25 protein-coding genes are annotated in these 26,763 nt (G+C 65.8%); 14 read left to right on the top strand and 11 right to left on the bottom strand.

The features are described from left to right. The first annotated feature begins 472 nt into the window (after window positions 1-472). The 4 genes from ABE424_RS09535 to ABE424_RS09520 all read left to right on the top strand — a co-directional run bounded on the left by ABE424_RS09535 (window position 473) and on the right by ABE424_RS09520 (window position 3,839). The gene (locus ABE424_RS09535) at window positions 473-835 is read left to right on the top strand and encodes a hypothetical protein (protein ID WP_346490734.1); all 363 of its coding nucleotides are present in this window, start codon (window positions 473-475) and stop codon (window positions 833-835) included. Window positions 836-1,384: 549 nt separating this feature from the next. Further along, window positions 1,385-1,777 carry a hypothetical protein gene (locus ABE424_RS09530; RefSeq protein ID WP_346490735.1) on the top strand — a complete coding sequence of 131 codons (393 nt, stop codon included), beginning with the start codon at window positions 1,385-1,387 and terminating at the stop codon, window positions 1,775-1,777. Between the two features lie 5 nt (window positions 1,778-1,782). After that, on the top strand, window positions 1,783-2,550 hold the full coding sequence (locus tag ABE424_RS09525; protein ID WP_346490736.1) for a hypothetical protein: 768 nt from the start codon (window positions 1,783-1,785) through the stop codon (window positions 2,548-2,550). A 95-nt stretch (window positions 2,551-2,645) separates the two neighbouring features. After that, window positions 2,646-3,839 carry a serine hydrolase domain-containing protein gene (locus ABE424_RS09520; protein ID WP_346490737.1) on the top strand — a complete coding sequence of 398 codons (1,194 nt, stop codon included), beginning with the start codon at window positions 2,646-2,648 and terminating at the stop codon, window positions 3,837-3,839. 39 nt (window positions 3,840-3,878) lie between these two features. Here ABE424_RS09520 and ABE424_RS09515 read toward each other — a convergent pair whose 3' ends face one another. From ABE424_RS09515 to ABE424_RS09485, 7 genes are all read right to left on the bottom strand, one after another. Further along, window positions 3,879-5,126, bottom strand: coding sequence for an arsenic transporter (locus ABE424_RS09515; RefSeq protein ID WP_346490738.1), 1,248 nt, complete (start codon window positions 5,124-5,126; stop codon window positions 3,879-3,881). Between the two features lie 132 nt (window positions 5,127-5,258). Continuing rightward, a complete protein-coding gene (locus tag ABE424_RS09510; protein ID WP_346490739.1) occupies window positions 5,259-6,908 on the bottom strand; it encodes a phosphoethanolamine--lipid A transferase in 1,650 nt (549 codons plus the stop codon). Window positions 6,909-6,994: 86 nt separating this feature from the next. Next, window positions 6,995-7,387, bottom strand: coding sequence for a diacylglycerol kinase (locus ABE424_RS09505; RefSeq protein ID WP_346490740.1), 393 nt, complete (start codon window positions 7,385-7,387; stop codon window positions 6,995-6,997). Window positions 7,388-7,493: 106 nt separating this feature from the next. Next, window positions 7,494-8,738, bottom strand: a complete 1,245-nt coding sequence (locus ABE424_RS09500; protein WP_346490741.1) for an ATP-binding protein — start codon at window positions 8,736-8,738, stop codon at window positions 7,494-7,496. A 25-nt stretch (window positions 8,739-8,763) separates the two neighbouring features. Then, window positions 8,764-9,459: a response regulator transcription factor gene (locus ABE424_RS09495; protein WP_346490742.1), complete on the bottom strand. Its 696-nt coding sequence runs from the start codon at window positions 9,457-9,459 to the stop codon at window positions 8,764-8,766. Continuing rightward, on the bottom strand, window positions 9,456-10,820 hold the full coding sequence (locus ABE424_RS09490) for a Fic family protein (protein WP_346490743.1): 1,365 nt from the start codon (window positions 10,818-10,820) through the stop codon (window positions 9,456-9,458). Before ABE424_RS09490 ends, ABE424_RS09495 begins: the two co-directional genes overlap by 4 nt. A gap of 291 nt (window positions 10,821-11,111) precedes the next feature. Further along, on the bottom strand, window positions 11,112-11,675 hold the full coding sequence (locus tag ABE424_RS09485) for a hypothetical protein (protein ID WP_346490744.1): 564 nt from the start codon (window positions 11,673-11,675) through the stop codon (window positions 11,112-11,114). Window positions 11,676-11,847: 172 nt separating this feature from the next. Here ABE424_RS09485 and ABE424_RS09480 point away from each other — a divergent pair, with 172 nt between their 5' ends. Beyond that, the gene (locus ABE424_RS09480; RefSeq protein WP_346490745.1) at window positions 11,848-12,897 is read left to right on the top strand and encodes a DUF5694 domain-containing protein; all 1,050 of its coding nucleotides are present in this window, start codon (window positions 11,848-11,850) and stop codon (window positions 12,895-12,897) included. A gap of 41 nt (window positions 12,898-12,938) precedes the next feature. Here the strand turns inward: ABE424_RS09480 and ABE424_RS09475 are convergent, their stop codons facing one another. After that, a complete protein-coding gene (locus tag ABE424_RS09475; protein ID WP_346490746.1) occupies window positions 12,939-13,223 on the bottom strand; it encodes a putative quinol monooxygenase in 285 nt (94 codons plus the stop codon). A 253-nt stretch (window positions 13,224-13,476) separates the two neighbouring features. Between ABE424_RS09475 and ABE424_RS09470 the strand changes: the two genes are divergently transcribed. Both ABE424_RS09470 and ABE424_RS09465 read left to right on the top strand, forming a co-directional pair. Further along, window positions 13,477-14,943: a SulP family inorganic anion transporter gene (locus ABE424_RS09470; RefSeq protein WP_346490747.1), complete on the top strand. Its 1,467-nt coding sequence runs from the start codon at window positions 13,477-13,479 to the stop codon at window positions 14,941-14,943. A gap of 330 nt (window positions 14,944-15,273) precedes the next feature. After that, window positions 15,274-17,868 carry a methyl-accepting chemotaxis protein gene (locus ABE424_RS09465; RefSeq protein ID WP_346490748.1) on the top strand — a complete coding sequence of 865 codons (2,595 nt, stop codon included), beginning with the start codon at window positions 15,274-15,276 and terminating at the stop codon, window positions 17,866-17,868. A 124-nt stretch (window positions 17,869-17,992) separates the two neighbouring features. Here the strand turns inward: ABE424_RS09465 and arsB are convergent, their stop codons facing one another. Together arsB and ABE424_RS09455 are read right to left on the bottom strand one after the other, a co-directional pair. Beyond that, window positions 17,993-19,060, bottom strand: coding sequence for an ACR3 family arsenite efflux transporter (arsB, locus tag ABE424_RS09460; RefSeq protein ID WP_346489100.1), 1,068 nt, complete (start codon window positions 19,058-19,060; stop codon window positions 17,993-17,995). 22 nt (window positions 19,061-19,082) lie between these two features. Beyond that, the gene (locus tag ABE424_RS09455) at window positions 19,083-19,409 is read right to left on the bottom strand and encodes a metalloregulator ArsR/SmtB family transcription factor (RefSeq protein ID WP_346490749.1); all 327 of its coding nucleotides are present in this window, start codon (window positions 19,407-19,409) and stop codon (window positions 19,083-19,085) included. A 98-nt stretch (window positions 19,410-19,507) separates the two neighbouring features. Between ABE424_RS09455 and arsC the strand changes: the two genes are divergently transcribed. After that, window positions 19,508-19,933: an arsenate reductase (glutaredoxin) gene (arsC, locus tag ABE424_RS09450; protein WP_346490750.1), complete on the top strand. Its 426-nt coding sequence runs from the start codon at window positions 19,508-19,510 to the stop codon at window positions 19,931-19,933. Window positions 19,934-20,018: 85 nt separating this feature from the next. Here the strand turns inward: arsC and ABE424_RS09445 are convergent, their stop codons facing one another. Then, complete coding sequence (locus ABE424_RS09445) at window positions 20,019-20,408, bottom strand: DUF2628 domain-containing protein (RefSeq protein WP_176988098.1); 390 nt, start codon at window positions 20,406-20,408, stop codon at window positions 20,019-20,021. A gap of 195 nt (window positions 20,409-20,603) precedes the next feature. On the opposite strand from ABE424_RS09445, the gene ABE424_RS09440 reads away from it, so the two are divergent. The 6 genes from ABE424_RS09440 (at window position 20,604) to hemC (ending at window position 26,679) form a co-directional block, all read left to right on the top strand. Continuing rightward, window positions 20,604-20,783, top strand: a complete 180-nt coding sequence (locus tag ABE424_RS09440; protein ID WP_176988099.1) for a hypothetical protein — start codon at window positions 20,604-20,606, stop codon at window positions 20,781-20,783. Window positions 20,784-21,274: 491 nt separating this feature from the next. Further along, window positions 21,275-23,182 (top strand): glucans biosynthesis glucosyltransferase MdoH, encoded by a 1,908-nt coding sequence (gene mdoH / locus ABE424_RS09435; protein ID WP_346490751.1) that lies wholly within the window; start codon window positions 21,275-21,277, stop codon window positions 23,180-23,182. 75 nt (window positions 23,183-23,257) lie between these two features. Continuing rightward, on the top strand, window positions 23,258-23,923 hold the full coding sequence (locus tag ABE424_RS09430; RefSeq protein ID WP_346490762.1) for an alpha/beta hydrolase: 666 nt from the start codon (window positions 23,258-23,260) through the stop codon (window positions 23,921-23,923). A 4-nt stretch (window positions 23,924-23,927) separates the two neighbouring features. Beyond that, window positions 23,928-24,974: a histidine kinase gene (locus ABE424_RS09425; protein ID WP_346477766.1), complete on the top strand. Its 1,047-nt coding sequence runs from the start codon at window positions 23,928-23,930 to the stop codon at window positions 24,972-24,974. Between the two features lie 10 nt (window positions 24,975-24,984). After that, window positions 24,985-25,713 carry a LytTR family DNA-binding domain-containing protein gene (locus ABE424_RS09420; protein WP_176988102.1) on the top strand — a complete coding sequence of 243 codons (729 nt, stop codon included), beginning with the start codon at window positions 24,985-24,987 and terminating at the stop codon, window positions 25,711-25,713. A gap of 54 nt (window positions 25,714-25,767) precedes the next feature. Next, a complete protein-coding gene (gene hemC, locus ABE424_RS09415; protein ID WP_346490752.1) occupies window positions 25,768-26,679 on the top strand; it encodes a hydroxymethylbilane synthase in 912 nt (303 codons plus the stop codon). Window positions 26,680-26,763 lie beyond the last annotated feature (84 nt).

The following is a 26,763-nucleotide window of genomic DNA, read 5'->3' as shown; positions in this document are numbered from 1 at the left end:
GAAGTTCAGGTGAGCTAGTAATGGCAATGCTTTTGGGCTCTAGTGTGGGTGATGGTGGGCCCACCATCACAATCAAGTGGTTAGCGCGATTGTGTCGATGGTGATGGAGCCACGATCCGTGGCTGGTACCCGTCTGGTGCCCGTTCGAAACACCCTTCCGATGACCTCTGATCTTCCCCTCCGGTACGCATGATTGGGCGCGATTTTGCGCAAAAAACCCGTGTCAGGATATCGCTCAGATACCAGTGCGTGCCCCCGCTGACAAGCATCGAAGGGGGGACCTCATCACGCGATATATGCAGCTCTTCTTGAAGCTGGCTATGGCCCCAATCTGGTCGATCTTGCACAGCGCGACTAACTGCTTGGCGGTGATCACTTTGAGCAGCACGTTGAGATTTCCTGCGGTGATGAGTTCAACGGTAATCGGTAACTCCTATCAGTCCCCGAGACCGCGACCTGTACGATCGCTGCGATGAAGAACCTGTCCGCCAGGTTTACGCACGCCGAGTTGCGAGGCACTGCACTCAACTATGCGGCGGTCTTTCGCGAGCAGGCGGACATTCACGACCTCATCGCCGGACCGTGTGCCACGGCGCGGCAGCGCCGCAGGGTGGCGTCTGCTCTCGGTAGAGACCGGATCATGGCAGAGCTGTTAAAAGTGCTGGCGCAGCCGAACGGTGTGCTTAACGACGTGAATAACCAATTGATCGGATGGTCCGCGAACAATGACCTCATGATGTGGAGGGTGACCGGATCGAACCCAGCTGGCGCGAGCAAGGCTCACGGGCTGTTTTGGATCGACAACAGCGGCAACATTCACTTCGGCGGCAGCTAGTCGGCCGACATCCTGCGCAATGCGGTGCGCGCCAGCACCATGCACGCGATCGGCGCCGAACTGATAAGCACCCTCTTCAAGAACAACGGCGGCGCCCGTACGGGGAATCAATGCGCAGTGGGGCTTCAAATCCAACGACGGCCCGGTGCTCTTCCACTACGAACACATAGACTGGAACCGTGAGACCGGCATCCTCAACAGCCGAGAGTACGAGCGTACGATTCGAGTAGATATCGCAGGCCTGATCAACCAAAGCTACTCAATAAATGCTCCGGTTACTTGCCTTGGCGTGATGCTGATGTCGATGATAAAGGCGGCCACGGATCCGGTTCATGCTGCCAGCCAGATAGAGGGGCCCCGGGGAGCGCGCTTCTTGCGCCCTAAGCCACGCGCTAAACGGTTCCATAGAGTAGTGATCTACCGACGAGAATATCTGCTGGGGATACGAGATCTCAGTCCCATCCTTGGAATCGAAAGGTTGCACCGGTAAGTCCAGGGTGATAATCATTCAGTGGGGCGACATGGAGATCGCCTATACATGGACGCTTAATGAAAAAGGAAAATTCCAAGCTCTTGGCTTGGTCTGCCGCCTTTCTGGCATGCACATCACTGCCGGCTGCAGCAGATATCGGAACATTGAGTAGGGCAAATTGTTTAGGGTTCATCAACGAATCTGTTACTTATGACCGCCCTCAGCTTCGAAATTTCTACGGTGCAGCGGTGAGCGACCACCAGCCGCTAGGAGAGCTCATCTCCAGGCATATGGTGCGAAGCCCCGGCCAGCTGTTCTCGTGGAGGCATTACGCGGGCGACACCAACGATAGCGAGGTTATGAAAGTGACCGGCCACCACAGCTGGAGCCTCATGGATGAGAACTTCAACCTCATCGACTACGGGACCCGCGAAACCTCCACAGTTGACTGCAGCCTTACAGAGTGGTGACCGACATGAAAAGCAAAGTGGCCGCACTGGCCCTCGCGTGTATTGCTGCACCGGTATTTGCACAAACGATAGCGCCGCCGCAGCCCCCTGAAGCACTACAACGTGACTTGGCAGCTTGGACTCACTCACTGGCCGAACAGCAGGCTACCGAGAGCAGAATAGCCGCTGCAAATCGATCACCAGCGGTGCAAGGTCAAGTGGAGATCATTTCGCTGGCTGAGTTGGACGCCCCGGCGTCCATCAAAGAAAACATGGTTGAAGGGATCAAGAAAAGAAGTCGTGGAACGTTGGATGTTTCGGCTGGCACGATCCCTTCAACCTCTGAGGTGATTGCAGGCCTGAGTCCTGTGCGAAGAAGCGATTCGGAGCTCAAGCGCCGCCTGTCCTATGCGCCCGCAGATATCTCCCGCACCCCCATTGGCGCGGCAGAGTTGCTCAGCACCGAGCCGAATGGAACGGTGAGTGGTGATCGCTCCACGGGCGTGTCGTGTGTTTATCGGGTCCCCAACGTTGGCTTGGTCATCCTGTCCGAGGACGATTACCTGGCCTCAAGGACGAAGCACACCCTGATTCGGGAAACCCTGAATACCCAGGTTAACGGTGTCCCTGCCAGGTCTTACGCGGCCCGATCCAAGGACGGCAAAGGAAAGGCGGAGCTGCGATGGATCACGTCGAATAGAGCTTATGTATTGACGTTGCTCAGTGACGACGGCGCACACATTGAGGAAGGCGAGGAGATGCTCATGCAGATCGCCAAGGGAATAGCTGGATAGTGTGAATCGCGTGGGTACCTCCCATCCCATGACTTCTGCCACTCCATCATGACTACAGCTGTAGTTACGCTGTCTCCGTTTCCGGAGGAATGCGCATGCGCTTGAAATCGTGGTGGATGGCACTGAGCTGCCTGGTGTGCTGCAACGCGTTCGCTGCCAGCGGTGGGCTGGAGCACGCTCTGGCCAGTCTGAAAGCCAAGGCGGAAACGTCGCGCTCCGATGCGATGCTGATACAGCGCGATGGAAAGACGCTGCTGGAGACCCGGAGCACCGCTGCAGCGCAGCCCATCGAACTGATGTCGGCAACCAAGTCGGTCGTGGCACTGTCCATCGGGTTGTTGCTGCAAAGCGGCGCGCTGGAATCGCTGGATCAACCGGTGAGCGCGATCTATCCAGAGTGGGCACAGGGGCGCAAGCGCGACATCACGGTGCGGATGCTGCTCAACCACACCTCCGGCCTGCAGAATGTTCCCAACGCAGGCATCGAACTGGAAGGTGCGCCGGATCTGGTCAAGCTGGCATTGGCGGCTGAACTCTCAACGGATCCCGGGTCGACGTTCTCCTACAACAACAAGGCGACCAACCTCCTCGCCGGCATCGTCGAGCGCGTTTCGGGAAAGACGATGGATCGCGTCGTGGAGAGTGGCCTGTTCCAGCCACTGGGCATCACGGACTACACGTGGCGCAGGGATGATGCAGGCACACCGATCGGCATGGCCGGCCTGGCATTGTCCGCCGCCGACCTGGCCAAGCTGGGCCGATTGATCCTGGACAAGGGTGTCGCGCCGGACGGGCGTCGGCTGCTGGGAGAAGCGTTCGTCGCTGAACTCGTCGCCGAAAGCGCCCGCTCGAAGGAGGTGGGGCTGCTGTGGTGGAGAATTCCTGCGTGGGAGCGGTTTACGCTGAAGCCGGACGCGGCGTCGGTTCTGTCGCGCAACGGCGTCGATGCGGGCGTGGCGGCCGGGCTGTTGAAGGCGGTCAGTCGCGGGTTTGCCGGCAAGGGCGAGCTGTTCGCGTTTTTCGGGGAAAGCCTGGGGCCCAGGTGGGCTGACGCGTACGGCCGCGAGATCACCAGCCGCGGCATCAAGCTCACGGACCTGTTCGATCAGGTGCGCGGACCGGTCGCCGCTTACGCTGCGATGGGTTACATGGGCCAGTACCTGGTCGTGGTGCCAGAGACTTCCCTGGTCGGCGTCCGCCAGATCGCGCGAAAGGAGGGCCACGATTTCGCCGTGGACGACTACGCAACGTTTGCCGCTGACCTGCTGGCCTTGTCCAAGGCACTGTAAAACGTTCGAGCGCTTCTCCCCTGCAGGCGCGGCGTGCGCTTACAGCAACAGCAGCGCGGCGATCAGGGCGGGCGGCATCACCAGGATGCCGAGGCGCAGGAAGCTCAGCGGACTGACGTGCTCGCCTTCGCGCCGAAGGGCGACCAGCCAGAGCATGGTCGCGAGCGACCCGGTCACCGACAGGTTCGGACCCAGGTCGACACCAATCAACAGCGCGGCTCTGACCTGGGCCGGCACGTCCGCCAGCTGGCCCACCGAGCCGGCCACCAGGCCGATCGGCAGGTTGTTGGCCAGGTTGCTCAGCACCGCCGCCGCAACGCCCGCCGCCCAGCCCGCCTCGGTGGGCGATTTTCGCGCCAGATCCTCGAGTGTTTGGGCGGCCATCTGGATCACGCCCGTCTGTGCCACGGCTTCCACCAGGACGAACAGCCCGGCGACCAGCGGCAGCACACCCCAGGACACGTGCCGCAGCATCGGCAGCGGGCTGCGGCGCTGACGCAGGCAGATGAGGGCCAGCGTGGCCGCGCCGGCGCAGAACGTGGTGAGCCCAAGCGGTCCCTTCATGGCCGAGGTGACCAGCAGGACACTGCCGGTAACGCCGACCCCGATCGCGCACAGGCGTCCCCCCTCGGACAAGGCCGGCTGCTGCGCCAGTGCGGCCAGCGGTCGGGCGATCTGGCGCCGATGGGCCAGGCGCAGCACCAGGTACGTCATGCCGATCGCGGCCAGCGAGGGCAGCGTGAACTGCCGCAGCCATTCCGGCAGGGAGGGCATGTGACTGCCGAAGACGACCAGGTTGGCCGGATTGGAAATGGGCAGCACGAAGCTGGCGGCATTGGCGACGAACGCGCAGACGAACAGGTACGGCAGCGGATCGGCGCGGGCTGCCTTGCAGGCGGCATACACCGCCGGCGTCAGCACGACCGCCGTGGCGTCATTGGAGAGGAAGATCGTCACCACCGTGCCGACCAGGAACACCAGGTCGAACAGCCGGCGCCCCGAGCCCTTGGCGTGACCCACCGCATACGCGGCCAGCCAGTCGAACAGTCCCTCCTGCCGCGCCAGCTCGGCCAGGACCATCATGCCGATCAGGAACAGGTAGACATCGGTTCCCTCCGCCACCGCGGCGATGGCGGTGCCGAACGGCAACAGGCCGGCGACCGTCAGCAGCACGGCCGTGCCCAGTGCCCACGCATACTCCGGCACCCGCCAGGGGCGAAACAGGATGCCGCAGGTGGCAACGGCGGTTGCCATCCAGATGATCATGGACGTGGGGGAAATCTGCATCGATTGCTCAGCGGGTGCTCAAGGGCCGGCGTCGGAGGGCATTGTCGTTGAACGAGTGGCCACGGCGCGAGGCGGACGGGGAAAGCCGCATCATAACCAGCGGACTGTGCATGAGGCGGCGGGCCCGCGGATTCAGGCGCGGCACGCGGCAAACAGGTCCAGATCACGCTGGTAGACCTGGCTGCGGATATCGAACAGCCCCAGCAGGGAGTGGTAAACGTTGTCGTGACTGTACGCCGTGCCCTCGGCACGGTTTCGCAGGCAGGCGAGGTTGAGGTTTGCATGGTGCGCGAACGCGGGCGAGAACCACATCACCAGCGGGACGCGGGTCTGCTCCTGAGGCGCAATGAGGTACGGCGTGCCGTGCAGGTACATGCCGCGCTCGCCAAGCGACTCGCCATGATCGGAGACGTAGATCATCGCCACGTCCCGCTGCTCCGAATAGCCCTGCAGCAGGTCAATGGTTTTGCCCAGCATGCGGTCGGTGTAGACCAGCGTGTTGTCGTACGTATTGGTCAGCGCCGCGTTGGTGCACTTCTGGATCTGGTTGCTGTCGCAGGTTGGCGTGAAGACGTTGCCGTCGGCAGGGTAACGCTCGAAGTAGGTTGGGCCGTGGCTGCCCAGCTGGTGGAGCACGATCAGGCCGTCCCCCTGCATGGCGTCGATGCGCGCGTCCAGCTGATGCAGCAGCACTTCGTCGTAGCAGGTGCCGTCCTTGTTGACACACTGCCCGGCCACCTTGAAGGCCGGCATGTCGTCGGTGGGCACGCGCTCGCACACGCCTTTGCAGCCGCCATTGTTGTTGTTGCGCCAGAGGATGTTCACACCGGTGCGCTTCAGGATATCCAGGAGATTCTCTTCCGTCGCCGCACGTACGTCATCGTACTGGGTGCGTGTCATTCTGGAGAACATGCAGGGCAGGGAGATGGCCGTGGCCGTGCCGCAGGATGAGACGTTCTTGAAGGCGATGATGTCGCTGCGCTTTGACAGCACGGGATTGGTGGCGCGCGGGTAGCCGTTGAGCTGGAAGTTCTGCGCACGCGCGGTTTCGCCCACCACGGCAATCACCAGCCTGGGACGCCTGCCCTGGATCGACGGCGGGCGGGTGGCATCCTCGGCGACGGGCTGCAGCGGTCGTGACACCGCGATGTACTTCCGCTTGAGATAGCCGTTGGCATGGCGCACGAAGTTGACCGGCAGTACCTGATCCCTGAGCTCGCGGTTGTTGCGCAGCAGGGAGGCATAGTCCTTGTAGAACACCATGGATATCACGGCCAGGATCGCCAGGGTCGCGAGCAGGTTGATCAGCATCCAGGAGGCGGTCTGCAGCACGCACCCGCTGCGGATGCGCAGCGACACCATCGCGGCGGCTGGCAGCACGCCCAGAAGCACGATGGTGAGCAGCAGGGGAACGGAGAAGTAAGACCCGAGCTCGGCCTGGTTGGTCTCGAAGACGTTCTGCACCATGCTGCGGTCGATCAGCACGTTGTAGTGCAGCATGAAGTACGTGCTTGCGGCGCTGATGATCACCAGCAGCGCCAGCAACGGCTTGCGCAGGTAGGGCAGCGCAAGCACCGGCATGAGCAGCAGGTTGAACAGGCAGAAGAAGAAGACCGGCAGGCTCAGGAAGAACAGTGCGCCGCGCACGCTGTCGAACTCGGTATGCCTCCATAGCGCCTGCCACAGTGCAACGTTGCCGACCGTGGTGAAGAACAGTGCGACTATCCATGTCAGCTGCACCGGGTTGAGTCGCACGAACATAAGACGCTGAAACACGCGCATTCTTCCAATGAATGAAAAGTGCGCTCAGTATCAGAATGTGTTTATCAGGAAGTTGTCAGGTGCACTGCCTGGTGCTTTTCCGCGCTCTATCCGAGCAGGATGACCGCCCATACGGCGCCCACCATCAACAACGCCGTAGCCTGAGCCGTGCTGCCCATGTCCTTCGCATTCTTTGACAGCGGGTGAAGTTCAAGCGAGATGCGATCAACAACGGCTTCAATGGCGGAGTTGAGCAGTTCCACGATCAGGCTGATGAAGCTGACGGCCAACATCAGCGCCCGCTCCACCGGGCTGACGTCGAGCACAAACGTGCCTCCCATCAGAACGCCATGCAGAACCAGCAGCTGTCGAAAAGCGGCTTCGCCTCGCACGGTCGCGAGGAAGCCGTCCCGCGAGTGGATCACCGTGTGGACAATCCGGTTGAATCCGGTCCTGCCGTGTCGATACTTTCCGGCTCCGTCCGGGTCTGACCAGTGCATCTGCATCTCCTGCGTGGATTGATGGGTGCACAGGATCGGAGGGGCGGCGTCAGGAAGCTGTCAGGAGCGGGTGCGAAAGGGCCTGGTTGCCGAAGCCAGGGCGCGCCTAGGGTTGCTGGTCATGCGTGCCGGACATGTCCAGCGTAAAGCGGCAACCGTTCTCCGAACTCTCCACGGCCATGCGCCAGCCCAGGTGGTCCACGATCCGTTGCACGATCGACAGGCCAAGCCCTTCCCCGCTCTGGCGCAGGCTGGGCGCGAAGCGCTGGAACTGCTGGGGATCCATGCTGGGTGGCAGGCCCGGACCGGTGTCGAGGATGGACAGCGTGGCGTCCCGCACGGTGATGCGGATTTCGCCTTTGTCGGTGTACTGGCAGGCATTGCGCAGCAGGTTCCAGAGCACGCTGCGCGCCAGTTCGGCGTTGGTGTGGATGCAGGGGTCCTGCGCTGCATCCAGCAGCAGGACGACTGGCTTGCCCGCCAGCCAGGGCTGGCAGCGCGTCATGCATTCCTCGATCAACGGGCGCAGCGGGACGTCTTCCTTGGCAAGGCGCTGTGGGTCACGCGAGAGCAGCAGCAGGCAGGACAGCTGGCGCTGCATCTCCTGCGTGGTGCGGACGATCCGCTCGCCGCTCGCTCGCAGGTGGCTGTCCTCGGGCAGCTGGTGAACGATGGTCTCGGCCGCACCGGAAATGATGGCCAGGGGCGTGCGCAGTTCATGACTGGCATCCCCCACGAAGCATCGTTCACGCTGCAGGTACTGCTCCGCCTCGTCGCTGTGCTGTGCGAAGGCGCGCGCCAGCACCCCGATCTCGTCGCGCGCGTCCTGGAAGGGGAACGGCGTCTGCCCGCGCTGCACCGCATCGGCCAGCCGGGTGATGGGGGCGATGACGCGCGCTGCCGTCAGTCGCCCGATCCAGAACGCGCAGAGGATGCACAACAGCATGACCACGAGCGCATAGCCATCGATCACGTGCTCCAGATACTGGTACCGCTCGGCATCCTGGCGGAGGTAATAGCGCTGGCCGCCGAGGTCGAACACCAGCAGATGCCAGACGTCGGGCGGGTCGGCGCTGTAATAGCCCGGTGTATACGGGCGCAGGGCATCGGGCACGTTTCGCGCACCAAAGAGCTCGCTGCCCGGAGACAGCGTCGGTGGCGCGCCATCGGCAATATCGGCCTGCAGGCGATCCATCTCGTCGTGCAGGCTTCTCGAAATGACGTAGGCCCGGAGCTCGTCATAATCCAACTGCTCGGCGGCGACCACGAAGCCCATGACGGCCACCATCAGCAGCACGAACGACACGGTGATACGTGTTCTGAGCGTCATCTGGCGGTAGATCGCGTTCATGACGGCAACTGCCCTCCTCGGGTCGTCATTCCGGGACAGACGTCGTTTGCGCACTCAGGCGCCATCCGATGCCGTGCACCGTCTCGATGAGCGGATACGTGAAGCTCTTGTCCGCATGCTGCCGAAGCTCGTGGATATGCGTCCGCAACGCACCGCTTTCCGGCGGATGGTCGCCCCACAGCAGGTATTCCATTTCCTGCTTCCTGACCACGCCGGGCGCGGCGCGCATCAGGCACAGCAACAGCTTATGGGTGCTGGGGGTCAGCGTAATGGTCTGGCCCTGCCGCCACGCCTGCGGTGCACGGGTGTCCACCCGCAGGTCCTGCCAGGTCAGCGTGCCTTGGACGCTGCGGCCCTGGGCACGGCGCACCAGCGCCTGGATGCGTGCATCGAGCTCTATCAACGAGAAGGGTTTGACCAGGTAATCGTCCGCGCCCAGTGCAAAGCCCTGCACGCGGTCATCCACCGGATCGCGCGCGGTCAGCATGATCACCGGGACGGGATTCTGGAATTCCTGACGAAGTTTGTGGCAGAGCGTCATGCCGTCCAGCCGCGGCAGCATCAGATCCAGCAGGATCGCGTCGTAGTCATTCCCGGTTGCCAGGCGCAGGCCCGCAGCGCCATCGCGTGCATCGTCGAGCACATAGCCCAGCGGCTCCAGGAATGCGTACAGGTTGGCCACCAACTCGGGGTTATCCTCGATGATGAGCAGGCGTGTCATGGTGCAGTCGGATCGGGGGGCATGGGGGAACTGTGCAGCATCGTCGCGATGTCAGGTGCCGGCACGAACTCATTTGCGCGCCCGACCTTGTGCTTCTCGAGCAATCCTGCGTCCACCAGGGCGGCCAAGTCGCCCAATGCGGTCGGGTACGAGATCTGATGGGCGGATTGGTGGGTCGCCACTGTGTAGCCACGGTCCGGGTCCTTGATGGCATTGGCCAGGATCGCCCGCTGCCGGTGATTGAGCTCGATGCCAGCGACCTGTGCCTTGCGCAGTACCCGGCGTGCGGCCCTGTCCTGCTCGCTCTTGCTGAGGATGTAGCGGTGCAGCGCGGTGATCGACTGTTCAATCACATCCAGTTGCTGCGCAACGAAGTACGTCATGTCAACGTCGTCATGCTCGGTGTACAGGTACGCGCGCATGTAGTTGCCGGGTGATTTTCTGAGCACGCTGGAGATGGAGAGATACTCCGTCAGCCAGTATCCTGCGTTCATCATTGCCCAGTAGAAGAGAACGCGTGCGGTGCGTCCGTTTCCATCGCAGAAGGGATGGTCATATCCGATCTGGAAGTGGATCGCGATGGCGCGGATGACCGGATGCACGAACGGCTCGTCGTCCTGGCTGTTGGCGAAGTCGCACAGACGTTGCAGGCGTTCGCGTGCTTCCCGTGCCGGTGGCGGCGTGTGCAGCACGGTGTCCGAACCGCGGTCGAGGAACAGGACGTTGTCATCTTGAGACCGCAACCGACCGCAGTCCTCTTCGGACTCGAGTGTGCCGGCAGTGAGTATGGCATGCAGTTCGAGAATCTCATCGACGGTGAACGGGCGTTTGCCGCGCTCACGGATCGTCTTCATGGTGATGTAGTTGTTGTAGATCATCCGCTCGCTTTGGTCACGGGGTTGCCGTCCCGTGCTGAGCATTTCCTTGGCAACGATGCGCGTGGTCGCAGCGCCCTCGAGCTGTGAGGACGTCATGGACTCCTCGATCAACGAGCGCATGAGGAAACGACCCTGCCCGCCTGAGCGTTCCATGCCCTGGATTGCACCGGCGGCCTCGCGGTCGATGAAGTGAAGGCGCTTCTGGAGGGTGTCGGTAATGGACACCGAGAAATTAACCGCATGCTTGTCGAGCAGGGGCAGGTTGCGTTTCAGTCCCAGTCTGGCCAACTTGATACTGGCCCACCAGGTGCGCGAGGTCAGTCCCTCCGGCGGGGTCTTGTGCCGGAGCCTGTCCCAATGGATGTACTCCCCATTGACCTCGGCAGAGGTTTTCCCCGACATGATGATCCCGAGGAACCCGGGGTGTTGGGCGGCTTCTTCCAGGATTTCGTTCAGCTTCGGGGGGTCTACAGGAATCTTCATGGCTGCGAACTATAAAGTTTGCCTAAGTTTTATACCAAACTAGGGTTCGGGACAAAGCAGGGCCTGCGACCGCTCTAGTCAGCTGGGTGGTGATGCCTATTCAGGTTCAATCGGGCGCGGCCAGAAGTGACAGGGCCACCCAACGCCTGGCGGCCGCTCCACACTGGGGAGGAACCACGGCGAGACAGAACAATCACGCGAGGCAATGGTCGGCGGCTGATCTGCCGGTGATCTCCAATGCAGGGCGGGGATGACCGTGCTGCTGCCGTAGTAGCGCCCTGCACACCGGATTCATCGCAGCAGTGACGGCGCCTGGTCGATCCGCCACGCGCCATTCAACGCCAGCACCACCGCGAACTTCCCGCACAGCAGTACTTCGGCTTCATTGGTGTCGCGTATGTGGCGGTCAGCGCCCGGCAGCATCAGCACCTCCACCTCGCCGATGAAGTCATGCCGCTCGTGATGCCGGGCGCGCACCATCACGCGATACGGTCCACGCACCGTGCGCACTGCCGGCCGCCTGCCTGCGGTCTGTGCGGCCTTGACGAGATCGATCACATTCCCGCGTGGCATGCGCCAGCTGATCCGCTCGGGTTGACCGAACCACACCAGCGCGTTCACCTCGCGGGTGTGCAGGGCGCGCGTGGGTGGCGTGCGGCGCAATGCCCCCGCCGCCCTTTCGCTGCGCAGGGCGATCCACACCATGTTGCCCACCACGAACAGCAGGCCGGCCAGCAGGTACACGAACACCAACCCGAACCACGGTGAGTTGTGGGGGATGCCGAACAACATGGCCAGGAAGACGAGCAGCATCACCCACCTGATCCACTCGCTTTTGCTGTTTTCGTCCGACATGCCTGGCTTCCTTGAGGTATCCCCGCCGCACACACCGGGCGCGCAATTCTGCCATCCGGTGGACAGCATTGGCTGTCGCGATCGGCCCGGTTGGCCCCCTGCCATCCGGCACGCGGCCAGCCCAGCATCTGCCTGTTAGAAAGGCTGCCACGGACTTCTCTGGTGGTGATGCATGAAGCAACGCGTGTTGTCGGCCTGCCTGATGGCCCTGATCCCGGTCTGCGCCCAGGCGCAGATCGACCTGGCGAACCTGGACAAGGACATGGTCGGTCCACGCACCGAGGTCCTCGTGTTGGGCAGCGTCCACCTGAGCGAGCACGAACCCTTTGCTCCCAAGGCACTGGACCCGCTGCTGGACAGATTGGCGGCGTTCAAGCCCGGCTACATCACCATCGAAGCCATCAGTGGCGAACAGTGCGACCTGGCCAAGCGCCATGCCGCGGTGTACGGCGATGACTACTGCGCCAGTACGGACACCGCGAAGACGGCCACGGGATTGGACGTGCCCGCCGCGATCGTGGAGGTCAACAGGACGCTCGCAACCTGGCCGGCGTCGCCCACGCCCGCGCAGCGTCGCCAACTGGCCGCCCTGTTCCTTGCCGCTGGCGAACGCGCATCTGCGTACGTGCAGTGGCTGCAGCTGCCCGTGCCGGAGCGACGGGCAGGCGATGGGTTGGACAGTACCCTGGTCGAGCTGCTCAAGAAGATCGAAACACGCAAGAACGAGAGCTACCAGATCGCCGCGGTCCTGGCGGCGCGACTTGGCCTGCAGCGCGTGTACGCGGTCGACGACCATACCGGTGACAATCACCAGATCGCGGACCGCAAGGCCTTCGGGGCTGCGCTCCAGCAGGCATGGAGCGGGTATGGCCCTGCGTTCGATGCCATGACGGCGCGCGAGGCGGGCTTCATCGCGTCCAACAACCTGCTCTCGCTGTATCGCAGCGTCAACGATCCCGCGGCGCTGCAGGTGCTCGCCGAGTCCAACGTGCGCCCGACACTGGCCGCGGTGTCACCGCAGCACTACCCCCAGATCTGGGTGCAGGGCTGGGAAATCCGCAATCTGCGCATGGTCGCCAACATTCTCGAGGTCGTGCGTGACCACCCGGGCTCCCGCGTCCTCTCCATTGTCGGCGCGTCGCACAAGCCGTGGTTCGATGGCTGGCTGGGGCAGGTCTCGGGGGTGGATATCGTGGATGCACAGGACGTGCTCAAGGAATAGAGTCTCGGAACCGCGCCAGCCGTGGAAGACCTTCCGCTTTGTTATTCCGGTGCCACCGGCTCGGTCTCGAACCGCTCGCCGAACCCCGTGATCATCGGTCGGGCCTTCGCGATGGCCGCCTGGACGGACGGCAATGCCAGCGAGGCGCGGTGCAGTTCCGGGCTGTCCCAGACCTCGGTGATCCAGATCGCGTCCGGGGCCGTGGGGTCGCGCGCCACCACGTAGCTGTGGCAGCCGGGCATCGCGATGGTGCCCTCGAGCAGGATCGCGATGACTGCATCGCGCTGGCCGGGCGCGGTCAACATCTTGCCGATCAAACCGTACATGAAGGTACCTGGAAGGAGGACAGGCACGCATCGTGGGCGCACGCCGCGTGAAGGGTCAACCGCCCGGGCCGGTTTGAGGCCGCCCGGGGACTGCGCTATCCTGCGCGCCGCTTCCGCTGCCCCGGCAGGACCCTTGTGATGACGCCACCCTGATACCGCGTTGATGACGCGCCGGCCAGTGCGCTGGCTCAGGGAGTGCCTTGTCCTCATCACACAACGCGCCGTGCGCATCGCCGGTGCGTGGAGTCTGTCCATGTCTGTGTCCTATCCGCTGCGCCAGCAATGGCTTGGCAATATCCGCGGTGATCTGCTGTCCGGCGCCGTCGTGGCCCTCGCGCTGATTCCCGAGGCGATCGCCTTCTCCATCATCGCCGGGGTCGACCCCAAGGTCGGCCTGTACGCGTCGTTCTGCATCGCGGTGGTCACCGCCATCGCCGGTGGACGGCCGGGCATGATTTCCGCGGCCACCGGCGCGATGGCGCTGGTGATGGTCGACCTGGTCCGCGATCACGGCCTGCAGTACCTGCTGGCCGCCACGATCCTGGCCGGGCTGCTGCAGATCGTCGCGGGCGCGCTGAAACTCGGCGCCCTGATGCGCTTCGTCTCGCGCTCGGTGATCACCGGCTTCGTCAACGCGCTGGCGATCCTGATCTTCCTGGCGCAGCTGCCCGAACTGATCGGGATGCCGTGGACGGTGTATGCCGTGTGCGCGGCGGGCCTGGCGATCATCTACCTGCTGCCGCTGCTGACCCGGGCGGTGCCCTCGCCGCTGGTGGCGATCGTGGTGCTGACCGCGCTCTCGATCTGGGTCGGGCTGGACATCCGCACCGTCGGTGACATGGGCGCGCTGCCCGACAGCCTGCCCACCTTCCTGCTGCCGGACGTGCCGCTTACCTGGGCGACCCTGCGCATCCTGCTGCCGGTCTCGGCCACGCTGGCGGTGGTGGGGCTGCTGGAGTCGATGATGACCGCGCAGATCGTGGAAGACATGACCGACACGCCGAGCCAGCGCAACCGCGAGTGCGCCGGGCAGGGCCTGGCCAACATCACCGCCGGGCTGTTCGGCGGCATGGGCGGCTGCGCGATGATCGGGCAGTCGGTGATCAACGTGTCTTCCGGCGGTCGCGGGCGGCTGTCGTGCCTGGTGGCCGGCGTGCTGTTGCTGCTGCTGGTGGTATACGGCGCGGACTGGGTCCGGCAGATCCCGATGGCCGCGCTGGTCGCGGTGATGATCATGGTCAGCATCGGCACCTTCCACTGGCGCTCGTTCGCCGAGTTCCGGCTGCACCCGAAAAGCTCCTCGGTGGTGATGCTGGGTACGGTGATCGTCACCGTCGCCACGCATGACCTGGCCAAGGGCGTGCTCACCGGGGTGCTGCTGTCGGCCCTGTTCTTCGCCCGCAAGGTGGGCCGGATGCTGGACATCCAGGATGCCGTGACCGCCGAGGGCACGCGTGTCTACACGGTGAGTGGCCAGGTGTTCTTCGCCTCGGCCGGGCAGTTCGCCGCGGCCTTCGATCTGCTGCACGTGCCCGAGCGCGTGGAGATCGATCTGACCCATGCGCACTTCTGGGATCTCAGTGCGGTCGGTGCGCTGGAGCGGGTGACCGGCAAGCTGCGCGCGCGCGGGGCCCACGTGGAGGTGATCGGACTCAATGCGGCCAGCCAGACGCTGGTGGAGCGGCTGGGGCGTGGCGAGCGCGGCGCGGGCGTTCACTGAACACGGTCAGGAAGCCGCGCTAAACATCGCGCGCATTGCGCCGTTATCCAGCTGAGTCCCTTCTCTGGGCCGGCGCCGTCACGGTGCGGGCAGGCGGCATCTCCACAGGGCAGGGCGGTGGCACCGTGGCGTACGACGCGGTGACCCCCAGCACAGGACCAGCGCAGCCGGGAGTGGCGGCGGGCTGCCTGTGCCGATCCGACGTTGCATCGAACCCTGCTGGCCGCGCCGTGATGACACCGCGCGCGTGCCGGCCCGCAATGGACTGCGTGTTTCCGTGGCGGCGCGTGACTGCGTCCGCCGGTATGCCCTTTTTCCGGAACCGCCCCCATGCCCGTGTCCCGCCCCACCGCGTCCAAGCGCCCCGGCAGCATCGCCAACCGACTGATGCTGGGTACCGCGTTGATCGCCATGCTCTGCTTCGGTGTCACCGCCGCCATCAGCTACCGCGAAGCCAGTGCCTCGCTGGTCGACGCTTCACGCCACACCATGCAGAGCGAGGCCCAGGCCGAAGCGCTGCGGGTGAGCGGTGATCTGTCCAGCGCCTTCGCCACCAGCCAGGCGCTCGCGCAGAACCTGCTGGTCCAGCGCGCCGCGGGCACGCTCTCCCGGGTGACGGTGGCCGCGGTCATCCGCCAGCAGGTGCAGGTGCACCCGGAATGGGTGGGCTTCGGCACGTTGTGGGAGCCGGAGGCTTTCGATGGCAAGGATGCCGAGTTCGTCGGTGCCGAGGCGCACGACGACACCGGCCGGTTCATGAGCTACTGGGCCTGGCACGAGGGGGCCCCGATGCAGGATGCGCTGAAGGGGTACGACGTGCCCGGCGATGGCGACTGGTACCTCAAGCCGAAGGCGCTCAAGCGGCAGACGGTGGCCGAACCCTACACCTACGAGATCGCCGGGCAGAAGGTGCTGATGACCACGCTGTCCACCCCGGTGGTCGACGATGGCACGTTCCTCGGCGTGGTGACGGTGGACTTCGCGCTGGCCGCCCTGCAGAAGCACCTGGCCGCATTGCGCCCGATGGGCGAAGGGCATGTGGAACTGATCTCGCCCGGCGGCATCGTGCTGGCCGCGAAGGATCCGAGCGAGATCGGCAAGCGTCGCGAGGATGCGCTGACCACCCAGGTGCTGGCAGCAGTGAAGGCCGACAAGACCTTCGACGCCTTCGAACCGGATGCCGCGGGCGATGTGAAAACCTACGTGCCGCTGCGCATCGGCGGCAGCGAAGAGCACTTCGCACTCGGCGTGATCGTGCCGCATGCGCTGATCACCGCGCAGGCGCGCGCGCTTCTGTGGATCATCCTCGCCGTGGGCCTGGGCGCCGCCCTGGTGCTCAGTGGCAGCGTGTACGTGTTGCTGCGCCGGCAGGCGATCCGCCCGCTGGCCGACGCTGTCCGTCTCTCGGCCGACGTGGCCGAGGGCCGCCTGGATACGCCGTTGCCGCGGGCGCGCAACGATGAGGTGGGCCGCCTGCTGGAATCGATGCAGCGCATGCGCGGCCAGCTGCGCGCGGTGATGGCCGCACAGGGCGAGATGGCCCAGCGCCACGAGGCGGGCGAACTGAGCTACCGCATGGACACGCAGGCCTTCCCGGGCGAGTACGGCAAGATGGTGGAGGACACCAACCAGCTGGTCGGGGCCAACATCGCGGTGACCCGCCGCCTGGTCGAGGTGATGCAGCGCTATGCGGTCGGTGACCTGAGCCCGGACATGGATCGCCTGCCCGGCGAACAGGCGGCCTTCACCGCCGCGATGGATACCACCAAGGCCAACCTGCGTGCGATCAACACCCAGATCGGGGAACTGGCCGGTGCGGCGGCGGTGGGCGATTTCAGCCAGCGTGGCGACGTGGTGCGTTTCGACCATGACTTCCGCGCGATGGTCGAGAACCTCAACACGATGATGCAGGTCAGCGATGACAATCTGCAGCAGATCTCCGCGCTGCTGCGCGCGATCGCGGCGGGCGACCTCACCGCGCGCATGCAGGGCGATTTCCATGGCGTGTTCGCGCGGATGCGGGACGATGCCAATACCACCGTGACGCAGCTGACCGACATCGTCGGCCGCATTCAGCAGGCGACCGGCAGCATCAATCTGGCCGCCGGCGAGATCGCCGCGGGCAACAGCGATCTGTCGCGCCGTACCGAACAGCAGGCAGCCAGCCTGGAGGAGACCGCGGCGTCGATGGAGGAGCTCACCTCCACCGTGCGCCAGAACGCGGACCATGCAGTGCAGGCGAACCAGCTCGCTGCCGGCGCCGCCGACGTGGCCTCGCAGGGCGGTGTGGTGGTCGGCCAGGTCGTGACCACGATGGCCGGCATCGAGGCCTCGTCCAAGCGCATCGCCGAGATCATCTCTGTGATCGACGGCATTGCGTTCCAGACCAACATCCTGGCGTTGAATGCCGCCGTCGAAGCGGCGCGCGCTGGAGAGCAGGGCCGCGGCTTCGCGGTGGTGGCCACGGAAGTGCGCGCGCTGGCGCAGCGCTCGGCGGGAGCGGCCAAGGAGATCAAGACCCTGATCGACGACTCGGTCACCCAGGTCAGCGCGGGCTCGGCGCTGGTGCACACCGCCGGCCGCACGATGGAAGAGATCGTCACCGGCGTGCGCCGGGTCAACGACATCATGGCCGAGATTTCGGCGGCCTCGAAGGAACAGTCCGCCGGCATCGAGCAGGTCAACCAGACCATCACCCAGATGGACGAGACCACGCAGCAGAATGCGGCACTGGTCGAGGAAGCCACGGCGGCGGCGCGCGCGATGGAAGAGCAGGCGCAGCAGCTGGGTACTGCCGTGGCGATCTTCCGCCTGCAGTCCAGTGCTGGTCCGGCCAGTGCATCGGCACGCCGCGCCGCGCCGGCCCGCAGCACCGCGCGGATGCCGGCAGCGGCCGTGGCCGGGGACGACTGGCAGACCTTCTGATCCATCCCGGCGTGCCGCATGCAGCGGCACGCCGGGACGTCCTGCTCACCGGGAGCCCATTGTCATGCGTGGGTCATCGGTGGGCGGCCGGCGGCCCTGCGCGGGGCTGTCGAATGATCCGCGATCACGGCTGCCGCGCTGCTGGCCTCACAGGGAACCAGCGACGTCCCAACCGCAGCGCCAGATGGACCAGTACGATCAGCACCGGCACTTCCACCAGCGGCCCGATCACAGCGGCGAAGGCGACCGGCGAACCCAGCCCGAAGGCGGCGATGGCCACCGCAATGGCCAGCTCGAAATTGTTGCCGGTGGCGGTGAATGCGATCGCGGTGGTGCGCGGGTAGTCGCGTGCGATCCAGCGGCCCATGAAGAAGCTCAGCAGGAACTGCACGAAGAAGTAGATCGTCAACGGGATCGCGATCCGCACCGCGTCGAGCGGAATGCGCACGATGTCACCGCCCTTGAGGCTGAACATCGCCACGATGGTGAACAGCAGCGCGATCAGCGTGATCGGGCTGATGGCCGGCAGGAAGCGCGTTTCGTACCACGCGGCACCCCGCAGTTTCAGCAGCCAGCGGCGCCCGAGATAGCCCGCCGCGAACGGAATCCCCAGATACACCAGCACCGCGCCGGCGATGGTCCACGTGCTGACATCGATCACGCTGCGCTGCAGCCCGAACAGCGGCGGCAGCACGGTCAGGAACACCCACGCATAGACGCTGAAGAACGCGATCTGGAACAGCGAATTGAACGCGACCAGCCCGGCCACGTACTGGTTGTCGCCGCGCGCCAACTGGTTCCAGACCAGCACCATGGCGATGCACCGGGCCAGGCCGATCAGGATCAGTCCGGTCATGTACTCCGGCCGGTCGTGCAGGAACAGCGCGGCCAGCGCGAACATCAGCACCGGTCCCACCACCCAGTTCTGCAGCAGCGACAACGCCAGCACGCGCTTGTCGGCGAAGACGCCGGGCAACGCCTCGTACTTCACCTTGGCCAGGGGCGGGTACATCATCAGGATCAGGCCGGCGGCGATCGGCAGGTTGGTGCCGCCGATCGTCATGGCATCCAGCGCGGCGGGCAGGCCGTCGAACAGGGTGCCCAAGGCCACGCCAAGCGCCATCGCCGCGAAGATCCACAGGGTCAGCCAACGGTCCAGAAAGGACAGGCGGGAAGGGGAGGACGTCGTCATTGCCACGGGCCCGGTCACGGTGTCAGCGCGGTGGTGTGCACTGGCCGGCCGGACCGCAGTCCGCCTCGCCGGCGCAGCAGTTTTCGGTCAGGTAGCCGATCAGGCCGTTCATCGCCTCGAAGTCGGCGCGGTAGCAGATGCTGCGGCCGCGGGGCTCGGCGCTGACCAGCCCAGCCGCGCTCAGTTCCTTGAGGTGGAAGGACAGGGTGGCACCGGGCAGCCCCAGTTCGGTGGCGATCTCGCCGGCCAACCGGCCGCCATGCCCGGCCTGCACCAGCAGGCGGAAGACGCTGAGGCGGGTGGCGTGGCCGAGGGCGGCGAGGGCGCGGGTTGCGTTGTTATGTTCCATGTTTCTAGAATAGTGGAACAATAATTCGGGAGCAACCTCATGTCGCGTGTTCCTTATCTGATCCTTGGCCACGCCGATCCCGCCGTGGGAGACCGCGCATGAAGGCCGTCATCTATCACAACCCGGCCTGCGCGACCTCGCGCAACGTGCTCGCGCTGATCCGCCATGCCGGCGTCGAACCTGAGGTGGTGGAGTACCTGCAAACGCCGCCGGATCGTGCGCGGCTGGTCGAACTGATTGCCGCCGCTGGCCTGCAGGTGCGCGATGCGCTGCGGCAGAAAGGCACGCCGTATGCCGAGCTCGGCCTGGACGATCCAGCGCTGGCGGATGCGCAGCTGCTCGATGCGATGCTGGCCCATCCGATCCTGATCAACCGGCCGTTCGTGCAGACCGCACTGGGGGTGCGTCTGGCGCGGCCGTCGGAGATCGTTCTGGAGATTCTGCCGCCGGTCCACGCCCCGTTCTGCAAAGAGGATGGCGAGGTGGTGATCGACGCCGGAGGCCGACGCCCCCCGCCGCGCTGAAGCAGCACACGCGGCCGCCGCGCCGCCGTCCCACGAAAAAGCCCGGTCAGTGACCGGGCTTCTGTGCTTCACGCCTGCGCGTTGCTTACCAGCGCATGCCGGCGAAGGGGTTCCAGCTGGTGTCGCCCTTCACTTTTTCCAGGTAGTACGAATAGTTGGTGGTCATCCCGATCAGGACCGACCAGGCCATGCCGATCGCCCGGCCGACCACGTCCGGCAGGAACGCCAGGATCACCATCAGCACGAGGGTGATGCCCAGAATGGTGAGCGCCTTGCGCCACATACCCAGGATCAGCAGGTAGATCCAGCTGAAGAACAGCGCGAAGAAGTTGAAGTTGATCTTGATCCTCTGGCCGAACGTCAACGTCTTGAATGCGGCCTTGAACGCCGGCGAATTGGGAGCGCCGTGCTGTTCGAAGAAGTTGAAGCGGAACTGCCACTTGGGGCTGTAGGGGGAAGCAGTATTGGAATCCATATCCGAATCATGTGTTGAAAACGATTACATGATACCGACAAGCTATTGATAAGCGCCAATATTTCGACGCTTCCCAGGACCTCTGGCAAGGACTGCGGGCACCGTCACACATTCGTCCCGAATTTCCGCTAGGGTGCGCAATCCGCGCGGCCGGAAGCCCCGCGGGTCATGAGAAGTCAACGAGATGCCAGGCCAATGTCCATTGATGTGATGTCCCCCGAGCGCCCTGAAGCAGGGCCGCAGATCACCCCGTGTCCGGTCGCCACCCAGGCACAGCACCTGCTCGCCCAGCTGCAGTTCTCGCAGGTGAGCGCGCGTGCGCTCGCCCGCCCGCCGGTCGCCACCGATCTGGCCGTTGCCGCCACCCTCGCCTGAGCTGACCCGGCGCCTGTCGCCTGTCCCATCGTCAACGAAGCCCCGTCGCTGGAGCGCTTCGCCGGTTCGAAAACTGCGCAGCAGTGGCGCTCTCCTGTTCCGGCGGAGCCCCTTGGGAGTGCTGGCGTGGCGGTTCCGCGTCCCCCGCGTCGGTTGCAAGCTGAATGGGGAGATGCCCACGGCACAGGGCCTGCGGGCCGATCGTCGTTCAGGGGCTCCCGGTTGTCTCGATCCAAAAGCTGAATGCGGAGAAATCGACGCGCGGCCCTTCGCGCGCACCTTACATTTCGCGCCATAGACTGAGCCGCATTTTTCGTCTCAAGTCGGTTTGGAGAGTTCGTGGGTTCCGGTAGTCACAGACAACAGCTGCGTGCCGGGCTCCGGCCAGCGCCGACAGGACGCATGCGTGCCCTCGCGCACGCCGGGCTCAGAACGCCCCTTTCCACACTTGGTACCCCCGGCCTGGCACGCCCTGCACAGGGACACCGCGCATGAGTACCCAGACCCTGAACGCCCCGCTGGATGCCGGCCGGGCGACGTTGCCGGCCGAGTCGCCGTTGCCGATGCCCGAGCAGTCGCTGCGCGACGGGCAGCTGCAGGTCCCGCGCCAGCGCACCTCGCCGCGGATGATCGGGCTGCGCCGCTTCTATATCCTGGGCGGCACCGCGGCGATGACCATCGCTGCCAGCCGGATGATGTGGAAGGTGCTGGCCGTCAACGGCATCAGCGTGCTCGAGGCGTGCCTGCTGGTGCTGTTCGTCGGCCTGTTCGCGTGGATCGCACTGTCCTTTGCCGGCGCCGTGGCCGGCTTCCTGACCGCCGTGTTCGACCGCGGTTACAAGCTGGGCATCGATCCGGACGCGCCGCTGCCGACCGTGCACACGCGCACCGCGCTGCTGATGCCCACCTACAACGAAGATCCGCGGCGCCTGCTGGCCGGTCTGCAGGCCATCTATGAGTCGGTCGCCGAGACCGGGCAGCTGGCGAACTTCGATTTCTACGTGCTCAGCGATACCCGCCGCGATGACGTCGGGCAGGCCGAGGAAGAAGCCTTCCACGCGCTGTGCGATGCGGTCGGCGGCCATGACCGCATTTTCTACCGTCGCCGCGGCGACAACAGCGGGCGCAAGGCCGGCAACATCGCCGATTGGGTCCGCCGGTTCGGCGGCGCCTACCCGCAGATGCTGATCCTGGACGCCGACAGCCTGATGACCGGCGACACCATCGTGCGCCTGGTGGCCGGCATGGAGCACAACCCCGACGTCGGCCTGATCCAGACCCTGCCGGCCGTGGTCGGCGGCCGTACGCTCTTCGCCCGCATGCAGCAGTTCGGCGGGCGCGTGTACGGCCCGGTGATCGGCCGCGGCGTGGCCTGGTGGCATGGCGCGGAGAGCAACTACTGGGGCCACAACGCGATCATCCGCACCCAGGCCTTCGCCGAACAGGCCGGCCTGCCGTTGCTGCCGGGCAAGGAACCGTTTGGTGGGCATGTGCTCAGCCACGATTTCGTCGAGGCGGCGCTGATGCGCCGTGGCGGCTGGGCCACCCACATGGTGCCGTACCTCAAAGGCAGCTATGAGGAAGGTCCGCCGACCCTGACCGATCTGCTGGTGCGCGACCGCCGCTGGTGCCAGGGCAACCTGCAGCACGCCAAGGTGGTGGGCTCCAAGGGCCTGCACTGGGTCAGCCGCATGCACATGCTGGTCGGCATCGGCCATTACTTCACCGCGCCGATGTGGGCGATGCTGATGCTGGTCGGCATCGCGATCCCGCTGTTCCAGGGCGGCATCGACCTCAACGAAGTGCTGCATCTCTCGCCCGGCGTGTACTGGCGCCACCAGGACGAGACCCAGGTGATCCGCATGTTCGCGATCACCATGGTGGTGCTGCTCTCGCCCAAAGTGCTGGGCTATCTGGCAATGCTGCTGGAGCCGGTCGAACGTCGCGGCTGCGGTGGCACGATACGCGCCTTCATTTCGATGCTGCTGGAGACCATCCTCGCCGCGTTGATGGCGCCGGTGGTGATGTATGTGCAGTCGCGCGGCGTGGCCGAAGTGCTGGCCGGCAAGGACTCGGGCTGGGACGCGCAGCAGCGTGACGATGGCGGCGTGTCCTGGCTCGCGCTGGCGCGCGGTTATGGCGGACTGAGCGTGTTCGGTCTGTTCATGGGCGCGCTGGCCTACGCGGTCTCGCCCTCGCTGGCCGCGTGGATGGCGCCGGTGGTGATCGGCATGGTGCTGGCGATTCCGGTGGTGGGCTTCACCTCCTCGCGCACTGCGGGCGTCTGGATGCACCGGCTGGGCCTGATGGAAATCCCCGAAGAATCGGCACCGCCGAAGGTGCTGGTGCGCGCGGCCGAGCTGCGCCGCGCGGCCGCCGAGGCGCATCCGCACGGCTGAGCGGTATGTCGCCGCGACCGATGCCCCATTGGCACGGGGCGCGGTCATAATGCGGCTTGAACGTACTGGAGCCGCCTGATGCTGGATACCGTGGAAAACGAAACCGGCGCCGACCCGCAGTGGTCGGTGCTGTGGCTGCATGGCCTGGGTGCCGATGGCCATGACTTCGCCCCGATCGTGCCCGAACTGGTGCGCCCGCACTGGCCGGCGATCCGCTTCGTGTTCCCGCATGCGCCGGTGCAGCCGATCACGATCAACAACGGCGTGCCGATGCGTGCCTGGTACGATATCGTCAGCATGGACTTCCGCTCGCGCGCGGACAGCGCCGGCGTGGAGGCCTCGATCGTCGCGCTGGAACTGCTGATCGAGCGCGAGATCGCGCGCGGCATCCCGGCCGAGCGCATCCTGCTGGCCGGTTTCTCGCAGGGCGGGGCGGTGATCCTCAGCGCGCTGCTGCGTCGCACGCGCCCGCTGGCCGGGCTGATCGCGCTGTCGACCTACCTGCCGGATCCGGCCAAGGCGGCCGCCGCGCGGGTGGCCGATGCGATCAGCGTGCCGGTGTTCATGGCCCACGGCACCCAGGATCCGGTGATTCCGGTGGCGATCGCCGAGCACACCGCACAGACCCTGGGCGCGCTCGGCCTGCCGGTGGAATGGCACACCTATACGATGGCCCACCAGGTCTGCGCCGAGGAACTGCACGCGCTGGGCGAATGGCTCGAGGCGCGCTTCGCCGCCTGATCCCATGAGCGACCCGCGCCAGCAGTCCTGGTTGCCCGAGCTGTGCCGCCTGCCGAGGCTGGCGGCGATGCTCGGGCTGGCCGAGCTGGTCGTGGTGGTGGTCGCGCTCGCACCGGATGGCAGCCGCCATTGGACTCCGACGGATTTCCTCTCGGCCAGCGGGTTCGCGCTGTGGCTGGCGCTGGCGGTCACGGTCTGCCTGTGCAGCGTGCGTGCGATGCTCTCGCGCCTGCCCGAAGTGCCGGGCATGGTGCTGGTGGTGCTGATGACCGGCCTGATCGCCGCTGCCTGTGCGGCGATCGTGCACGCGCTGTACGGTGTGCTCGGTGGCAGCAGCTTCGCCCAGACCGTCGGTTTCTGGCGGTTCACGCTCGGCAGCGCGGCGATGACCGCGCTGATTTCCGCGCTGGCGCTGCGCTACTTCTACGTCAGCGATCGCGGCAGCGCGCAGATGCTGGCCAATGCGCAGGCGCAGGCCGATGCACTGCAGGCGCGCATCCGCCCGCACTTTCTGTTCAACAGCATGAACCTGATCGCCAGCCTGCTGCGCCGCGATCCGGACGTGGCCGAGCGCGCGGTGCTCGACCTGTCCGATCTGTTCCGCGCGGCGCTGGGCGCGGGCGAGGGCGATTCCACCCTGCAGGCCGAGTGCGAACTGGCCGAACGCTACCTCTCGATCGAATCGCTGCGCCTGGGCGAACGCCTGAAGGTGATCTGGCTGCGCGACGAACCGTTGCCGTGGTCGTTGCCGATGCCGCGGCTGGTGCTGCAGCCGCTGGTCGAGAACGCGGTGCTGCACGGCATCTCGCGGGTACCGGCCGGCGGCACCATCGTGCTGGCGTTGTCGAGCGATGGCACCAGCCTGCGCATCCGCGTGCGCAACCCGGCGCCGGACCCGGCCACGCGCGGGCTGCCGCTGCTGCAGGGCGCGGGCCACGCACAGCGCAACATCGCCCATCGCCTGGCCTGGCGCTTCGGCCCGGCCGCGCGGATGACGGGGGCGTGGGCCGACGGCTACTATGCTTGCGAAATCACGGTCCCGGTCCAGTGAGGAAACTGTCTTGAAGGTGGTGATCGCCGACGACGAACCGCTGGCCCGCGAGCGCCTGCGCTCCCTGCTCGCCGACCAGGCCGGGATCGAGGTCGTGGCCGAGGCCGAGAACGGCGAACAGGCGCTGCATGCCTGTGCCGAACTGCAACCGGACCTGGTGTTGCTTGATATCGCCATGCCCGGCCTGGACGGGCTGGAGGCCGCGCGTCACCTGGCGACCTTCGAGCCGCGCCCGGCGGTGGTGTTCTGCACCGCCTACGACGCGCATGCGCTCTCCGCGTTCGAGGCCGCCGCCATCGACTACCTGATGAAGCCGGTGCGCCCCGAGCGCCTGGCCGCGGCACTGGAGCGCGCGCGGACCTTCCTGGCCGGCCGCAGCGGACCGGCGGCGGCCGCCAGCCAGCAGGCCCGCACGCTGCTGTGCGCGCGCCTGCGCGGCAGCCTGCGGCTGATTCCGGTCGAGGACATCCACTATCTCCAGGCCGAGGAGAAGTACGTGGTGGTGCACCATGCCCGCGGCGAAGACCTGCTGGAAGAATCGCTGAAGTCGCTGGAAGAGGAATTCGGCAACCGCTTCGTGCGCATCCACCGCAATTGCCTGGTCGCCCGCCACGAGCTGGTCGAGCTGCGACGAAATGGCGCAGGCCAGGTCCAGGCCGTGCTGCGGCACGGGCACGCGCCGCTGGAAGTCAGCCGCCGCTGCGTGGCCAGCCTGAAGCAGGAACTCAAGCACCTGTAATCCGGAGGCCGCACGCCATTGGTCGATCCGCCCCTGTGCGTCGATAATGGCGCCATGAAGACCCTGCGCATCGCCACCCGAAAGAGCCCGCTTGCCCTCTGGCAGAGCGAATACGTCGCCGACCGCCTGCGCCAGGCCCATCCCGGGCTGGACGTGGTGCTGGTGCCGATGAGCACGCGCGGCGACGAGGTGCTGGACCGCTCGCTGGCCGCGATCGGCGGCAAGGGCCTGTTCCTCAAGGAACTGGAGCTGGCGATGCTGCGTGGCGAGGCGGACTGCGCCGTGCACTCGCTCAAGGATGTGCCGATGGAACTGGATGCGCCCTTCGCGTTGCCGGCGATGCTGACCCGCCACGACGCGGCCGACGGGTTCATTTCCAATCTGTACGCCTCGCTGGAGGCACTGCCGATCGGCGCGCGCGTGGGGACGTCATCGCTGCGCCGGCAGGCCCAGCTGCGCGCGCTGCGTCCTGATCTGGAGCTGTCGGACCTGCGCGGCAACGTCAACACGCGCCTGGCCAAGCTGGACAACGGCGGTTACGACGCGATCGTACTGGCGGTGGCGGGGCTGGAGCGGTTGGGCCTGGGCAACCGCATCGTCGCGCGGCTGGCCGCGCCGGCGTGGCTGCCGGCGCCGGCGCAGGGCGCGGTGACCGTCGAATGCAATGGCGAGGATGCGCAGGTGATGGCGCTGTTCGCTCCGCTGGACGATGCCGATACGCGTGCCTGCGTGGAGGCCGAGCGCGCCATGAACCGCGCGCTGCACGGCAGCTGCCATGTGCCGGTGGCCGGGTTTGCGCAGTGGGAAGGCGAGAATCTGTTCCTGCAGGGGCTGGTCGGCGGTGTCGCCGACGGTCGCCTGGTGCGCGCGGAAGCGCGCGGGCCGGCCAGTGATCCGGAAGGCCTGGGCCAGCGCGTGGCGCGCGGCCTGCTCGATGCCGGTGCCGGCGAACTGCTGGCGGTGTAGTGGGCGGGGGGGGGGGGGGGGCGCCCCGCCCGGGGGGCGCCCCCCCGGGCGGCGCCCGCCCGCCCCCCCCACACAACCCCCGCG

Source organism: Stenotrophomonas sp. TWI1149, assembly GCF_039673155.1.
GTDB lineage: Bacteria > Pseudomonadota > Gammaproteobacteria > Xanthomonadales > Xanthomonadaceae > Stenotrophomonas > Stenotrophomonas maltophilia_AA.
This window is presented reverse-complemented; position numbering and strand designations above follow the sequence as displayed.

Bases quoted from the DNA above. Each gene is read 5' to 3' on its own strand.
- arsC (WP_346490750.1), top strand. From the start codon at position 19,508: ATGAAGGCCGTCATCTATCACAACCCGGCCTGCGCGACCTCGCGCAAC.
- ABE424_RS09510 (WP_346490739.1), bottom strand. From the start codon at position 6,908: ATGCGCGTGTTTCAGCGTCTTATGTTCGTGCGACTCAACCCGGTGCAG.
- arsB (WP_346489100.1), bottom strand. From the start codon at position 19,060: ATGACGACGTCCTCCCCTTCCCGCCTGTCCTTTCTGGACCGTTGGCTG.
- ABE424_RS09475 (WP_346490746.1), bottom strand. From the start codon at position 13,223: ATGTACGGTTTGATCGGCAAGATGTTGACCGCGCCCGGCCAGCGCGAT.
- ABE424_RS09495 (WP_346490742.1), bottom strand. From the start codon at position 9,459: ATGACACGCCTGCTCATCATCGAGGATAACCCCGAGTTGGTGGCCAAC.
- ABE424_RS09455 (WP_346490749.1), bottom strand. From the start codon at position 19,409: ATGGAACATAACAACGCAACCCGCGCCCTCGCCGCCCTCGGCCACGCC.
- mdoH (WP_346490751.1), top strand. From the start codon at position 21,275: ATGAGTACCCAGACCCTGAACGCCCCGCTGGATGCCGGCCGGGCGACG.
- ABE424_RS09425 (WP_346477766.1), top strand. From the start codon at position 23,928: ATGAGCGACCCGCGCCAGCAGTCCTGGTTGCCCGAGCTGTGCCGCCTG.
- ABE424_RS09445 (WP_176988098.1), bottom strand. From the start codon at position 20,408: ATGGATTCCAATACTGCTTCCCCCTACAGCCCCAAGTGGCAGTTCCGC.
- ABE424_RS09465 (WP_346490748.1), top strand. From the start codon at position 15,274: ATGCCCGTGTCCCGCCCCACCGCGTCCAAGCGCCCCGGCAGCATCGCC.
- ABE424_RS09440 (WP_176988099.1), top strand. From the start codon at position 20,604: ATGTCCATTGATGTGATGTCCCCCGAGCGCCCTGAAGCAGGGCCGCAG.
- ABE424_RS09525 (WP_346490736.1), top strand. From the start codon at position 1,783: ATGAAAAGCAAAGTGGCCGCACTGGCCCTCGCGTGTATTGCTGCACCG.
- ABE424_RS09500 (WP_346490741.1), bottom strand. From the start codon at position 8,738: ATGAACGCGATCTACCGCCAGATGACGCTCAGAACACGTATCACCGTG.
- ABE424_RS09470 (WP_346490747.1), top strand. From the start codon at position 13,477: ATGTCTGTGTCCTATCCGCTGCGCCAGCAATGGCTTGGCAATATCCGC.
- hemC (WP_346490752.1), top strand. From the start codon at position 25,768: ATGAAGACCCTGCGCATCGCCACCCGAAAGAGCCCGCTTGCCCTCTGG.
- ABE424_RS09480 (WP_346490745.1), top strand. From the start codon at position 11,848: ATGAAGCAACGCGTGTTGTCGGCCTGCCTGATGGCCCTGATCCCGGTC.
- ABE424_RS09505 (WP_346490740.1), bottom strand. From the start codon at position 7,387: ATGCACTGGTCAGACCCGGACGGAGCCGGAAAGTATCGACACGGCAGG.
- ABE424_RS09485 (WP_346490744.1), bottom strand. From the start codon at position 11,675: ATGTCGGACGAAAACAGCAAAAGCGAGTGGATCAGGTGGGTGATGCTG.
- ABE424_RS09530 (WP_346490735.1), top strand. From the start codon at position 1,385: ATGAAAAAGGAAAATTCCAAGCTCTTGGCTTGGTCTGCCGCCTTTCTG.
- ABE424_RS09490 (WP_346490743.1), bottom strand. From the start codon at position 10,820: ATGAAGATTCCTGTAGACCCCCCGAAGCTGAACGAAATCCTGGAAGAA.
- ABE424_RS09515 (WP_346490738.1), bottom strand. From the start codon at position 5,126: ATGCAGATTTCCCCCACGTCCATGATCATCTGGATGGCAACCGCCGTT.
- ABE424_RS09535 (WP_346490734.1), top strand. From the start codon at position 473: ATGAAGAACCTGTCCGCCAGGTTTACGCACGCCGAGTTGCGAGGCACT.
- ABE424_RS09520 (WP_346490737.1), top strand. From the start codon at position 2,646: ATGCGCTTGAAATCGTGGTGGATGGCACTGAGCTGCCTGGTGTGCTGC.